Annotated in this window: 19 protein-coding genes; 5 read left to right on the top strand and 14 right to left on the bottom strand. The window is 65.6% G+C overall.

What is annotated here, in order from left to right:
• Positions 1-30 precede the first annotated feature (30 nt).
• Together ACZ1JC_RS14445 and ACZ1JC_RS14440 are read left to right on the top strand one after the other, a co-directional pair.
• Complete coding sequence (locus ACZ1JC_RS14445; protein ID WP_465136199.1) at positions 31-1392, top strand: putative bifunctional diguanylate cyclase/phosphodiesterase; 1362 nt, start codon at positions 31-33, stop codon at positions 1390-1392.
• Between the two features lie 63 nt (positions 1393-1455).
• Entirely contained in the window at positions 1456-2337 is an 882-nt protein-coding gene (locus ACZ1JC_RS14440) for a CatB-related O-acetyltransferase (protein WP_465136200.1), read from the top strand.
• Positions 2338-2444: 107 nt separating this feature from the next.
• On the opposite strand, the gene ACZ1JC_RS14435 is transcribed toward ACZ1JC_RS14440, so the two are convergent.
• The 8 genes from ACZ1JC_RS14435 to flgC form a co-directional block, all read right to left on the bottom strand.
• Positions 2445-2867 carry a flagellar biosynthesis protein FlgN gene (locus ACZ1JC_RS14435; RefSeq protein WP_465136201.1) on the bottom strand — a complete coding sequence of 141 codons (423 nt, stop codon included), beginning with the start codon at positions 2865-2867 and terminating at the stop codon, positions 2445-2447.
• Positions 2857-3318, bottom strand: a complete 462-nt coding sequence (locus ACZ1JC_RS14430; protein ID WP_465136202.1) for a rod-binding protein — start codon at positions 3316-3318, stop codon at positions 2857-2859. The genes ACZ1JC_RS14435 and ACZ1JC_RS14430 overlap by 11 nt, the downstream gene beginning before the upstream one ends.
• Before the next feature lie 10 nt (positions 3319-3328).
• Positions 3329-4399, bottom strand: a complete 1071-nt coding sequence (locus ACZ1JC_RS14425) for a flagellar basal body P-ring protein FlgI (protein WP_465138592.1) — start codon at positions 4397-4399, stop codon at positions 3329-3331.
• 128 nt (positions 4400-4527) lie between these two features.
• Positions 4528-5598 (bottom strand): flagellar biosynthesis protein FlhB, encoded by a 1071-nt coding sequence (flhB, locus tag ACZ1JC_RS14420; RefSeq protein ID WP_465136203.1) that lies wholly within the window; start codon positions 5596-5598, stop codon positions 4528-4530.
• Positions 5599-5602: 4 nt separating this feature from the next.
• Complete coding sequence (gene fliR / locus ACZ1JC_RS14415; RefSeq protein WP_465136204.1) at positions 5603-6373, bottom strand: flagellar biosynthetic protein FliR; 771 nt, start codon at positions 6371-6373, stop codon at positions 5603-5605.
• Positions 6374-6379: 6 nt separating this feature from the next.
• Positions 6380-6643 (bottom strand): flagellar biosynthetic protein FliQ, encoded by a 264-nt coding sequence (locus ACZ1JC_RS14410; RefSeq protein ID WP_465136205.1) that lies wholly within the window; start codon positions 6641-6643, stop codon positions 6380-6382.
• A 22-nt stretch (positions 6644-6665) separates the two neighbouring features.
• Positions 6666-7001: a flagellar hook-basal body complex protein FliE gene (locus tag ACZ1JC_RS14405; protein WP_465136206.1), complete on the bottom strand. Its 336-nt coding sequence runs from the start codon at positions 6999-7001 to the stop codon at positions 6666-6668.
• 12 nt (positions 7002-7013) lie between these two features.
• Positions 7014-7421 (bottom strand): flagellar basal body rod protein FlgC, encoded by a 408-nt coding sequence (gene flgC / locus ACZ1JC_RS14400; RefSeq protein ID WP_465136207.1) that lies wholly within the window; start codon positions 7419-7421, stop codon positions 7014-7016.
• A gap of 128 nt (positions 7422-7549) precedes the next feature.
• Here flgC and ACZ1JC_RS14395 point away from each other — a divergent pair, with 128 nt between their 5' ends.
• The 3 genes from ACZ1JC_RS14395 to fliP are packed head-to-tail and all read left to right on the top strand — an operon-like array spanning position 7550 to position 8862.
• On the top strand, positions 7550-7783 hold the full coding sequence (locus tag ACZ1JC_RS14395; protein ID WP_395328355.1) for a FliM/FliN family flagellar motor switch protein: 234 nt from the start codon (positions 7550-7552) through the stop codon (positions 7781-7783).
• A gap of 3 nt (positions 7784-7786) precedes the next feature.
• The gene (locus ACZ1JC_RS14390; protein WP_465136208.1) at positions 7787-8098 is read left to right on the top strand and encodes a flagellar biosynthetic protein FliO; all 312 of its coding nucleotides are present in this window, start codon (positions 7787-7789) and stop codon (positions 8096-8098) included.
• Positions 8095-8862, top strand: coding sequence for a flagellar type III secretion system pore protein FliP (fliP, locus tag ACZ1JC_RS14385; protein ID WP_465136209.1), 768 nt, complete (start codon positions 8095-8097; stop codon positions 8860-8862). The genes ACZ1JC_RS14390 and fliP overlap by 4 nt, the downstream gene beginning before the upstream one ends.
• A 129-nt stretch (positions 8863-8991) precedes the next feature.
• Here the strand turns inward: fliP and ACZ1JC_RS14380 are convergent, their stop codons facing one another.
• Genes ACZ1JC_RS14380 through ACZ1JC_RS14355 form a run of 6 tightly spaced genes read right to left on the bottom strand, consistent with a single transcriptional unit; the run spans position 8992 to position 12321 of the window.
• A complete protein-coding gene (locus ACZ1JC_RS14380) occupies positions 8992-9687 on the bottom strand; it encodes a PilZ domain-containing protein (RefSeq protein WP_465136210.1) in 696 nt (231 codons plus the stop codon).
• Positions 9688-9715: 28 nt separating this feature from the next.
• Positions 9716-10153 carry a hypothetical protein gene (locus tag ACZ1JC_RS14375; RefSeq protein ID WP_465136211.1) on the bottom strand — a complete coding sequence of 146 codons (438 nt, stop codon included), beginning with the start codon at positions 10151-10153 and terminating at the stop codon, positions 9716-9718.
• 40 nt (positions 10154-10193) lie between these two features.
• Entirely contained in the window at positions 10194-11057 is an 864-nt protein-coding gene (locus ACZ1JC_RS14370; protein WP_465136212.1) for a flagellar motor protein MotB, read from the bottom strand.
• A 10-nt stretch (positions 11058-11067) separates the two neighbouring features.
• Positions 11068-11349, bottom strand: a complete 282-nt coding sequence (locus tag ACZ1JC_RS14365; protein ID WP_465138593.1) for a hypothetical protein — start codon at positions 11347-11349, stop codon at positions 11068-11070.
• A 46-nt stretch (positions 11350-11395) separates the two neighbouring features.
• Entirely contained in the window at positions 11396-11926 is a 531-nt protein-coding gene (locus tag ACZ1JC_RS14360; protein ID WP_465136213.1) for a chemotaxis protein CheD, read from the bottom strand.
• Between the two features lie 5 nt (positions 11927-11931).
• Entirely contained in the window at positions 11932-12321 is a 390-nt protein-coding gene (locus ACZ1JC_RS14355; RefSeq protein ID WP_465136214.1) for a response regulator, read from the bottom strand.
• Positions 12322-12325 lie beyond the last annotated feature (4 nt).

The following is a 12325-nucleotide window of genomic DNA, read 5'->3' as shown; positions in this document are numbered from 1 at the left end:
AATGGGATATAGGAGAAGAGCGGACCGAAAATGCGCAGCGCTGGCCAGTTAGAATCGATTGCAGGGCAACTATTGCGGCCGGCGAGCGATGCCGATTCCAGCGACCTTTCGCTCAAAGGGCACGAACCGCCACTGCGCGGGGTTGAACGCGCTGTGGCCTCGCTGCGCGGGAGCGGCGGATCGCCGCAGCCCCTGTCCCTGCTGATCCTCGACCTCGACCGCTTCAAACTGATCAACGACTTGTGCGGCCATGCCGCCGGGGACGAAGTGATCGCCATCGCCGCCGATCGCTGCTCCCGCATCGCCGTGCGCTTTTCCGGCCGCGTGGTTCATGTCGGCGGGGACGAATTCGCCTGCGTGCTGCCCTTCGTTGATGACGCCGATATATCCGACGGGGTCGCCACCAGCCTGCTGGACGTCCTGGCCTCTCCCATCATGCTCGGCCGGCACATGATCCACCTTACCGCTTCGATCGGGATTGCCAGTGATCCAACCGGCATCGAGGCGCCCGAACGGCTGCTGCGCGCCGCCTCGATCGCCATGTCACGCGCCAAGGCCTCCGGCGGAGCCGCCTTGCGCCGCTTCACGCCGGACATGCTGGCCAGCCTGACCGACCGCGCGGCATTGGAGGAGGCGCTACGCTCCGGCCTTCTGCGCGGAGAGCTGGTGCCTTACTACCAACCCATCGTCACCCTGCCCTCGCGCCGGATCGCGCGCTTCGAGGTGCTGGCGCGCTGGCAGCACCCCGATCGCGGGCTACTGGGCCCCGACCTGTTCCTGCAACTGAGCGAAGACCTGCGCCTGATCGACGAGATGCTGTTCGCGCTGCTGCGTCAAGCCTGCCGCGACGCGCGCGACTGGCCGGACGACGTGGGCCTTGCCGTCAACATGTCGCCCCGGCAAGTCTGCGACCCGGGCCTGGCCGGCCGACTGCTGCAGATCGTCTTCGCCTGCGGCCTGCCGCCAGAGCGGCTGACTGTGGAAATTACCGAAAATGCCATGATGAACAGTCTGGCCGATGCGCGCGCGACCATCGATTCCCTGCGCCGGGCCGGGGCAAGGATCGCGCTGGACGATTTCGGCACCGGCTACGCCAGCCTGGCCCGCCTGTGCCACCTGCCGCTCGACACCATCAAGATCGATCGCACCCTGATCCAGGCACTGGATCACGACGCCGGACGCAAGCTGGTGAACACGGTGCTGGACCTGGGCCGCAGTCTGGCGATGCCGGTGACCGCCGAAGGGATCGAGACCGAGGAGCAGGCACGCTTCCTGATCGAACGGGACTGCGCCTTCGGTCAGGGCTTCCTGTTCGGCCGCCCGGCCCCCGCTTCCGTCGCGGCCGAGCTTGTAAGAGACGATGCCAAGCCGCGCGGGGACAGCAACGGCTGAGAGGCCGCCCGAAATTCACCCAGAGCGATTTAGCGGCACCGATCCCGCCTGCCGCAATCGGCCGTGCGCCGCACCACGGCATCGCCATTCTATAATGCCGATAACGCGAACGAATTACTGGAGAGTCTTGTGGGAAATCATCTGTCCGATGATGAAATCGCCAAATGTCGATATCATAACGTCGCGATAGATCCGCTGTCGCAGATTGGCTTCGGCCCCAAAAAATCGATGTTGATCGAACACAATGTGGAACTTCGAAAAGGTGTCTACGACATCGACTTCATCGGAGCCTACACGTTCCTCGGCGGACGGGACACGTTCATGAGGCACGTTTCATCGATCGGCCGGTTCTGCTCCATCGCAAGCAATATCGTGGCGGGTGAAATTGAACATGCGACGGACTTTATCTCCGCCGCCCCTCTGTTCACCGGGTCGTCCTTGCCCGCTGCAACCCCCGGGGAGCGATACGAATTCGGCGAAGCCAACCGGCCCATGCTGGACAAGTCGGCATGCACGCTGGAAGCCTCGCTGGCCGGACGGGTATCCAAGATTACGATCGGAAACGATGTCTGGATCGGGGAAGGCGTCTTTATCCGGCGCGGAGTCACGATCGGCGATGGCGCCGTGGTGGCAGCCCGATCGGTTGTGACGCGCGATGTTCCTCCTTACGCCATCGTCGGTGGGGCGCCCGCAAAAACCATTCGCTACCGGTTCGAACCCGCCATCGTCGACGATTTGCTGAGCCTGCAGTGGTGGAAATATGGGTTGAGCGCCGTGAACGGTGCCGATTTCACCGACATCGGCTCATGCCTCGACACGATCGCGAGCAATATTGCATCGGGCCGGGCGCAAATTCACAATGGGACATTGATGTCCATTGATGAGGATCTGGTCGCAACGCCGGTTCGGTATGACGCCTCAAGCAACATGTTTGAGCTCGTTTAACAGCAGGCTCCCGAGGCCCCAAACACAGCAGGGCCGGTGCCATGCCGGAAATGCCCGCTAAAGGCATTTCCGGCATGGCACCGGCCCTGCTTGCATTCTCAATTCGCTCAATATTCGCCGTTGAACGAGATCGGCGTCGCGGCATCCACGCGGGCCAGATCGCCACTGGCGACGTAAGTATAGGATCGGTTGCCGCTGAGGCGCTTGGCCTCGTCGGCGATGGCCGTCATCATTTCCATCGACAGCTCGATCTGGCGTTCCAGCAGCGCGGCATTGGCGATCGAGGCGGCGCGCAGCTCGGCTAGGCATTCGGTCAGCCGCTCGCGCGTCTCTTCGTTCATCGCCGCCTGCCATTCGGGCTCGCGGCGATTGCGGCGGGCCAGCACTTCCTCAAGCTGCGCGACCAGACGCGCCTTGGCAGCCGCCAGCGCGGCAAGATCCAGCACGCGTTCGCGCCGCTGCAGCCGCTCGGTCTCTTCCCGCATGACCAGCGAGAGCGAGGTCATGATCTCGATCATTTCATTCGGCATCGCCGCTATCCCCTTGGTCGTAACCGGCCTGCGTGGCGATCGCTTCCGCCGCCGCCGCCTGCCTGGCCGCTGTCTGTGTCGCACCACTTTGAACGGTGTTGGGCTGCGTATTCCCTGCGCCGCCACTGGCTGGCCGGGCCATCGCGGTCTGGGGGTTGCCCCCCTGCATCCGGATGATCTGCGCCTCCACGGCGGAGGCGATGCCGAGGCCCTTGCCCTTGGCGATCTGGTTGCCGATCTGCTCGGCCATCATGCCGCGGAACATCTCCTCACCATGACCGCCGCCGAATTTCTCGTCCACATCGACGGTTTCCAGCATGATCTTGGCGATCTGGCCGGCGAACACGCCTTCGAACTGGCGGGCGACAGCGGCAGGCGACTTGTCCTGCGCGGTCACCGTCTGGCGCGCGGGCTGCGCAGTGATGGCGGAGGCGGTTGTGGTATCGGTCATCGCCGCGCCCTTACTGAACGGTGATCTCGGCCTGGAGCGCGCCGGCGCTCTGCAGGGCCTGAAGAATGGTAATCAGGTCGCGCGGGCTGACGCCCAGCGAATTGAGGCCCGAAACCAGCGTGCGCAGCGAGGTGCCCTCGGTCAGCATCGCCAGTGCGGCGCCGTTGCCGTCGTTGGCTTCGACGCGCGTGCGCGGCACGGTGGTGGTCTGGCCGTTGGAGAACGGCGCCGGCTGCGAAACGATCGGGCTTTCGGTGACGCTGATGGTCAACCCGCCCTGCGCGATGGCCACAGGGCTGACGCGCACGTCCGCGCCCATGACCACGGTGCCTGCCGCCTCGTTGATGACGATCCGGGCCGGCTGGTCGACGGGCACGGTCAGGTTCTCGATCCGCGTGACCATCTCGATCACGTTGCCGCCGCGCGGGGTGATCTGCACGGTTGCCGGGTCGAGCACTTCGGCCGAGCCTGAGCCTTCATCGTTGATCCGCGCGGCGATGCGCTGCGCCGTGGTGAAATCGGGGTTCTTCAACGCAAGTTTCAGGTTCTGCGCGGTGCGCAGGTCGTACGGCACTTCCCGCTCGACGATGCCACCACCGGCGATGCGCGCGGTGGTCATCACGCCGCGGCTCAGCTTGGCCGCCGCGCCCTGCGCCTTGAAGCCCGATACCGCGACCGGGCCCTGCGCCACGGCATAGATCTCGCCGTCCAGCGCCCGCAGCGAGGAGACGAGCAGGATGCCGCCCTGCAGGCTGGTGGCGTCGCCCAGCGCGGACACCTGCACGTCGATGGTGGAGCCGGAGCGCGCGAAGGGCGGCATCGTTGCCGTCACCGTCACCGCCGCCACGTTCTGGGTCAGCATCTGGTCGCCGCGAATGTTGACGCCCATGCGTTCCAGCATGGCCTGCAGCGTTTCCTCGGTGAAGGGCACGTTGCGGATACGGTCGCCGGTGCCCTGCAGGCCGACCACCAAGCCATAGCCCACCAATTGGTTCGGACGCACGTTCTCGACATCGACGATGTCCTTGATACGTGGCTGCGCGTCCGCAAAGGCGGTGCCGGGCACGGCCAGCGCCAGCATCGCCGCAAGGGCGATCAGCGGCGTGCGCTTCCTCGATTTCAGGGGCATCTTCATCACTGTCCTTATAGGAAGGTGGAACGGCGCCTTGGCGCGGGCCGCCGGCCTTTTTGCCGTCAGCAGCTTTACCGTCATCGGGCGCCTCGCTTGGCAAGGCGCATGACGTAGCCGATGATCTCGGCCACGGCGGCGTAGTGTTCGATCGGGATGGGCCGGTCGATCTCGACCGAGGCGAACAGAGCGCGGGCCAGCGGCGGGCTTTCGACGATGGGCACGTTGGCCTCTTTCGCGATCTCTCGGATCCGCAGGGCGATGGCGTCCACGCCCTTGGCAACGACCAGCGGCGCGGCCATCTGCCCGTGATCGTACTTCAGCGCCACGGCATAGTGCGTGGGGTTGGTGACGATCACGCTGGCAGTGGGCACCGCCGCCATCATGCGCTGGCGCGAACGCTGCCTCTGGATCTGGCGGATCTTGCCCTTGATCTTGGGATCGCCCTCGCTCTGCTTGTGTTCGTCCTTCACTTCCTGAAGCGACATGCGCATGCGCTGGAAGAAGGACCGGCGCTGGTAGAAGAAGTCAGCCATGGCCAGCACCGCCACGGACAGCGCCGCGGCGCGCACCGCCTCGAACACCAGCGTGCCGGCAGCATGGGCCAGCGCGCCGGGGGTGTAGCCGACCAGTTGGTCCAGTCCCACCATGCGCGGACGCAGCACCGTCATCACCACGAAGGCGATGCCGGCGAACTTCGCCAGCGTCTTGCTGAATTCCACCAGCGATCGCTTGCCGAAGATGCGGCCCAGGCCGGACATCGGATTGAACTTGGACCACTTGGGCGCCAGACGGTGCCAGCTGATCGTGAAGCGGCCCTGCAGGAAACCGATGCCCAGCGCGCAGCCCACCAGCACTGCAAGCACCGGCAGCAGCGACCAGAAGAAATGCAGCGCCAGCCCGGTCATCAGGTTCTGCGCGCCATCGGGATCCATGCGGAAATCGTCGGCATTGCCCCAAAGGCGTACAAGCATCGTGCTCAGCCCCGCGAAAGCGCTGGCGCCCAGCCCGCCTGTGACGATCAGCCCGCCGAGCAGCATCGCCGCGTGGCGCATTTCGGGCGACATCGCCACTTCGCCGCGCTTGCGCGCTTCATCGAGCCGCTTGGGTGTGGCCTCGTGTGTACGTTGGTCCTTGTCGGTATCGGCCATGGCGTCAGAACTTCCATCCGTCCTGCATGAACGAGGTCATGGCGGTGGCGAAGGCGGTGAGCATGCTGCCGAGCACCACGCTGAAGACCGAGATGCCCAGCATCAGGTTCAGCGGCTGGGTGATGAAGAAAACCTGGATCTGCGGTGCCACGCGCGCCGAAAGGCCCAGCGCCAGATTGAACAGCGCGCCATAGAGGATCAGCGGCGCGGCCAGACTGATGCCCAGCGACATGGCCTGACCGGTCACATGCACGGCCAGCTGCGCGAAGTCCGCCGCCGGCGGCAGCCCGCCAACCGGGAAGGTGGTGTAGGACTGCACGATGCCGCCGATCCACAAGTGGTGGACGCCCAGCGACATGCAGACGATCAGCGCCGCCAGCCCGAACAGCCGCGCCAGCAGCGGCGACTGTCCGCCCATGGACGGGTCGTTCACGAGGGCCGAGGACAGGCCTACCTGCTGCGTCACCATCGAACCGGCGATGGCGGCGGCACTGAACATGATCTTGATGATGGTGCCGAAGGCCAGCCCTACCAGCATTTCGGAAATGACCAGGATCGGCAGGTCCGCCCCGCCCTTCACCGCCGGCGTCACATGCGGCGCCAGCAGGCCGTAGAGGCCCAGCGTCATGCCCAGCGCCATGACCAGGCGGATCTGCATCGGCACCGAATCCTCCGAAAAGGCCGGCAGCAGCATGATCACCGCCCCCACGCGCGTGAACACGATCAGGAAAGTCGCCACATCGATCGGCAACGCGGCAAGAACGGCGGCGTCCATCGCGGGCTATCCGGTCACGATGATGTCGGCAATGCGCTCCATGAACGCGGCAAGCGCATGGCCGATCATCGGCAGGGAGAGCAGCAGGACGGTGCCGAGAACCAGCAGCTTTGGCACGAAAGTCAGCGTCATTTCCTGCACTTGCGTCAGGGCCTGAAGCAAGCCGACAGTGACGCCGACGATCAGCCCGGCGATCAGCATGGGCCCGGCGATGGTCAGCACCAGCACCATTGCGGCGCGGGTCAGCTCGATGGCGGAAGCCGCATCCATGGCGCCCCCTCCCCTTTCTGGACTAGATCTGCATCCGCATGATTTCGGAATAGGCGTTGACCACCTTGTCCCGCACCGAAACCACGGTATCCAGCGCGGTCTCGGCCGCGCCGATGGCGGTGACGACGTCGATCAGGTCACCCTTGCCGGCCACCTGCTTGGCGCTTTCGCTCTCCGCCGTGCGCAGCGCGCCGGCCGCGTTGCCGACCATCGATTCCACCATCGATCCAAAGCTGCTGCCGCCGCCGGCCGCGCCGGTGATCGAGGTGGAGGAATCGTCCGAAGCGCCCGACGAGGGCGCAGTGGTCTTAATCGCGCGGCCATAGGCGGCCGCGGCGTCGAGGGCTCCGATTGCCATGGAGAGTGTTCCTTACTTGAGCAGGTCGATCGTGCGCATGGTCATGCCGCGCGCGGATTCGATGGCGTTGAGATTGGCTTCGTAGGACCGCTGCGCCGCCTTCATGTCGGCCGCTTCGATCAGCGGGTTGACGTTGGGCTGCTCGATATAGCCGGCCGCATCGGCCGCCGGGCTGTTCGGCTGGTAGACGCGGGTGAACTGGCTCTGATCGCCCTCGATCGACTTGACGCCCACTTTGGTGGCGCCGGTGGCGCGATCGACTTCGGCCGCGAACGTGGCGACGCGGCGGCGATAGGGATCGCCGCCCGGCGTGGTGGCCACCGAGTCCGAGTTGGCGAGGTTTTCCGCGATCACGCGCATGCGCAGCGACTGTGCGCGCAGGCCCGAGGCCGAAACGTCGATCGAGTCTTGCAATTCCATCGTCTTAGCTCCCCTGTCCGCAGGTCGACCTGCGGTGCAGACAGCTTCCTTATAGGCATTTTTTGCCTAGTTCGGATCACTCCTATATTTTTCTTTCCTATAACGAGGGCGAAAGGAGACGCACTGCGATGTCCGTCCTCGAAGGAATTCCCATCGACCTGCAGATCGTGCTGGGTTCAACCAGCATCCCCATCCGTCAGGTGCTGAAAATGAGCCGTGGCGCGATGATCCCGCTGGACTGCGGGCACAGCGATCCCACCCGCGTCTATGTGAACGACGAACTGGTGGCCGAAGGCAAGATCCTGGTGAATGGAGAGCACATGTCGCTCGAAATCACCAAGGTCGTCCAGCGCGAGCGCTGAGCCGTGGAGATCCTCGCCGTATTGCGCACGCTGGGGGCGCTGGGCGTTGTGCTGGGCCTGCTGGTCGGCGCGCTCTGGGTGGTGCGCCGCTATGACTTGCGCCTGCCGCAGAAGTGGCTGGCCAATCTGGGCGACAAGGACACCCCGCGCCGGCTGGAACTGGTGGAGCGCCTCTCGCTCGATCCGCGCCGCCAGATCGTGATGATCCGCCGCGACTACAAGGAAATCAGCCTGCTGATCGCGCCCGAAGGCGTGATCATGCTGGATTCGGCACCGTGCAGCGGTTCCGTGCGAACAAAGGATATCGCTGAATGAACCGGCGTTTCGCTCTTGCCGCGGCGCTGGGCTGCGCCGCGATCGTTGCCCTGGTGCCCGAACTGGCGATGGCCAAGGCAGCCGCCGCGCCCGACGCGCTGGGCGGCCTTGGTGGCGCGGGTGGCGGTGCGGTGTCGGGCCGGGTGATCCAGCTGGTCCTGCTGATGACGGTGCTGAGCCTTGCGCCCGGCATCCTGATGACGATCACCTCGTTCACCCGCATCGTCGTCGCGCTCTCGCTGCTGCGTTCGGGCCTTGGCGCGCAAGGCGTGCCGCCGAACCCGGTGATCATCAGCCTGGCGCTGTTCCTCAGCTTCTTCGTCATGGCGCCGACGTTCGACGCCGCGTGGAAGGATGCCATGGTCCCGTACAACCAGGGCCGCATCAACGAGACGCAGGCGCTGGAAGCAGGCTCCAAGCCGTTCCACACCTTCATGCTGAAGCAAGTGCGGGACGAGGACGTGAAGCTGTTCGTCTCGCTCTCCGGCAAAGTCCCCGCCTCTCGCGAGGCGCTGCCGATGTCGACACTGATGCCCGCCTTCATGATCTCCGAACTGCGCCGCGCGTTCGAGATCGGCTTCCTGCTGCTACTGCCGTTCCTGGTCATCGACCTTGCCGTGGCCGCAGTCCTCATGGCCATGGGCATGATGATGCTGCCGCCGGCGACCATATCCCTGCCGATGAAGATCATCTTCTTCGTGCTGGTGGACGGCTGGGCACTGGTGGCAGGTTCCCTTGTCAAAAGCTTCGGTGGGCCGGGTTAAAACCGAGGTGCGCCTTCGACATTCGTCGAAGGCTTGCGCCACCGGCCCACTCCCCCACCCGACCTCCCACAACAGTGTATCCTGGATGGGAGGTCGGGTGGGGGAGTGGGCCGGTGCCGCATTCGGCCATCAGGCCGACGTACCGAAACGCGCACGCATGTCGAGGAGCCACGGGCCAAGGTCGGCAAAGGAGATGGGTTCGAGGAACACGAGCCCGCAGGAATCCTCGCCGACCCAACGCACCGCAGCCTCGCGCTCGCCAAGGCCGGGGATGGAAACGCCCAGCAACTGGTCGCGCGGCATGGCGCTGGCGACGGTAACGCGGGCCCCGCCCTGCGAGATGTCGACCAGACGGGCCGGATGGCGATAGCCGACCACCAGCAGCGCCACCGGGCAATCGGTGGTAAAGCGCGGGCCACGCGCGATGCCCTCGATGCCGGTGCGCATCGCCGCGTGGGCCAGCAGTTCGGGCACGTCGACGCGGCCGTCGAACGCCACGCCGATCCGTCCGGCGCGGTTCCAGCGCACGGTTCCGGCCAGCGTGTCGCCGGCTTTCAGCGTCACCTCCACCGCTTCGTCGACGATGAAAGTGCCGTGGACTTCGGCCATCATGCCGGTTTCGGAGATGTTACGCACACGGCACAGGGTCTCGCGGTTGCCCGCGGCCAGCTTGCCGATCAGCAGGATCGTGGTGACGCGCGGGGCGCGGGCGACCAGATCGCGGGACGTCAGTTCGGGGCCGGAAGGGTCGAACGACGGCGATGCCTCTAGCCCGCCGGACAATTCGCCGGCGGCACCAAGGCGGTAGGAAGGCGGCAACGACATGGGGGCTCGTTTCCTTGGTGCTTGCAGGTCAGATCGGCGCGGCCTGGGTGATCACGGCGCGGCGCACGATGTCTGGTCCATAGACTTCGCGCGCGGCGTCCATCATCACCCGGCGAAACAGGTCCAGATTGGGGATCATCCCATCCGGCCCGCTGGCCAGCGGTTGGCGATAGCTGCGCATGTTGACCGCGTTCAGCAGCACCGGCAGTTGCTGCGTCACTTCCGCGGCCTTGCCCTGCGGCACTTCCAGCTGGCATTCGAAAGAGACATAGCCGGAAAGGCGGCCATCCGCGAATGTAACTGGCGCCAGAATGGTTCCGGTTGCCACGAATTCGCTGGCCTCGCGCGGCTTGGGAATGCCGGGCAGCAATTGCGGCGCGAAATGCACCACGGCGAAGGCCGCGCCGCCGCCGATGGCCGTTCCGCCAACCAGCGCCGCGGCCGCGATCATGATCTTTCTGATCACCTGATGCTCCAAATCTGCATGTGTCTGCCCCGGTTCATCGTCAGAACTGGAAGCTCGCGTCCTGCGGCAGAGCCGAAGGCTCGGCCATCACGACGATGGTGATGCGGCGGTTCTCGGGCCGCTCGGGATGGTCGGGGTAGACCGGCTCGGTTCCCGCCTTGGCCACCACTTCGGCGAAGCGGTCTGCCGGCAGGCCTGCGTCCACCATCGCCGCGCGCGCGGCCAGCCCGCGCTGGGCGGAAAGCGACCAGTTTGCCTCGCTCTGCCCGCCGGTGGAATCGGTATGCCCTTCGATGGCGATCTGCGCGCCGGTGCCGGCCAGCTTGTGGGCGATGCGCACCAGCATGTCGCGCGCATAGGCGTTGAGCTGGGCAGTGCCGCCCTTGAACATCGAACGGTCTGCCGTGTCGACCAGGTGGATGCGCATCCCGTCGCGCGAGGGTTCGACATCGACGTTGCGCTTGCCCTGCGTGGGATCGACCGGCTGCTCCAGCGAAAGCTGCATTTCCTGCGCCATCACCCGCAGCGCCGCTTCCGGCACATTGGCCGTGCCGCCGCGCGCCGCGCCCTTAACGCCGGCTTCGGCGGACGGTTCGCCCACGGCCCGCTGGTCTTCCGACTGCGCCTTGCGGCTGTGGCCGCCAAGGCCCGGCTGCGGACCGGGATTCTGGGTCAGCGCCGAAGGCACGGCATCGCGATCGGCAGCGGGCGAGAAGTATTCGGCCAGCCCCTTCAACTGCTGCTTGTCCGGATTGGCTAGGAGCCACAGCAGCATGAAGAAGGCCATCATCGCGGTCACGAAGTCGGCATAGGCCACCTTCCACGCGCCGCCGTGGTGCGCGTGCTTGGCATGTTTCTTGACCTTGCGGATGACGATCGTCGCATCGCCGTGCCCCTGCGCCACCGGCCGCTCCTCAGTCGAAAGCGGCGCGAAGCCGCTCTTGCATCACGTTGAGCCGCACTTGCCCCAGCGCCTCTCCCAGCGCCGAGCCGCCGGCCATCCGGTCAAGCAGCGCCGCGCTCTCGTCCACGTGCTGGACGATCAGGTCGAAGGCCTGAAGCTGGTCGAGATAGTCGGTCACGAACCGCTCGTCGGACACCAGCACGCCGGCCAGTTCCTCCAGCAGTTCGCGCGCCACGCGCATCTCCTGCGCGATCGCCTGGCACAGCGAGGCTCCGTGGCCTTCCAACATCATCGTCACTTGGTCGCTTCCCCTGTAGTCGTTTTGTGCCCCGACATGGTCAGAACAGTTCGAGTTCGCCGGTGCGCTGCGGCGCCGCGACCGGCACCGGCCTGACGATCACCGGCAGTGGCTCGTCCTTGACCGTCTTCGCCCGCACGCGGCCCTCGAAAGGCATGAATTCCACCTTGCGCGCCTGCGTGCCGCCAAGATCGCAGTGGTCGAGAGGGATGCTCTCGGTCCGCAGGAAATTGCGCGCAAACTCGCCGTTCTTGGTGCCGATGCCGCCCAGCCCCGCCACGATGTTCGCGCCGCCGTAAAGGTGGCAGCGCAGCCGCGAACGCTGGGCCCCGCGCTGCATCAGCGCATTGATCAAAAGCTCCATCGCGTGAATGCCGTAGCGCTGCATTTCCGTGGGCGAGACCGGGCTGTCGGCGCCCGGCTCCCCCAGCAGGAAATGGTTCATGCCGCCCACGCGCGCCACCGGGTCCTGCAGGCAGGCGGCGACGCACGATCCCAGCAGCGTGGAGATGACCACGCCCTGCTGGTTGGCGACATGATATTCGCCCTGAACGATGGCGACCCGGCGCATCGGGTTCAGACGAGCTCGCCGAAGACGCGCTCGATCTTTTCCTTCAGCGCGGCCGGCGCGAAAGGCTTGACCACGTAGTTGTTGACGCCCAGCGCGGCCGCCTTCTGGACCACTTCCTTGTCGGCCGATCCCGTGAGCATGATGAACACGGTCTTCCCGATCACCGGATCCTGTCGCACCGCTTCCAGGAACTCCAGCCCGTCCATTTCGGGCATGTTGTAGTCCGAGATGATCAGATGGACCCGGTCCGCCTTGACCGCGGCCAGAGCCTCGGTCGCCGCGCCCTTGTCGCGAATGTCCTTGAAACCCAGATCCTGCAGGGCGCGACGGATCATCGCGCGCATGCTCGTCTGGTCGTCGACCACCATTACCTTGATTGCAGCCGCTGCCGGCATTTGA

This window comes from Sphingomonas sp. BL-S-28 (assembly GCF_055521515.1).
The sequence above is the reverse complement of the archived record's forward strand: the minus strand, read 5'-3'. Positions and strand labels throughout refer to the sequence as shown.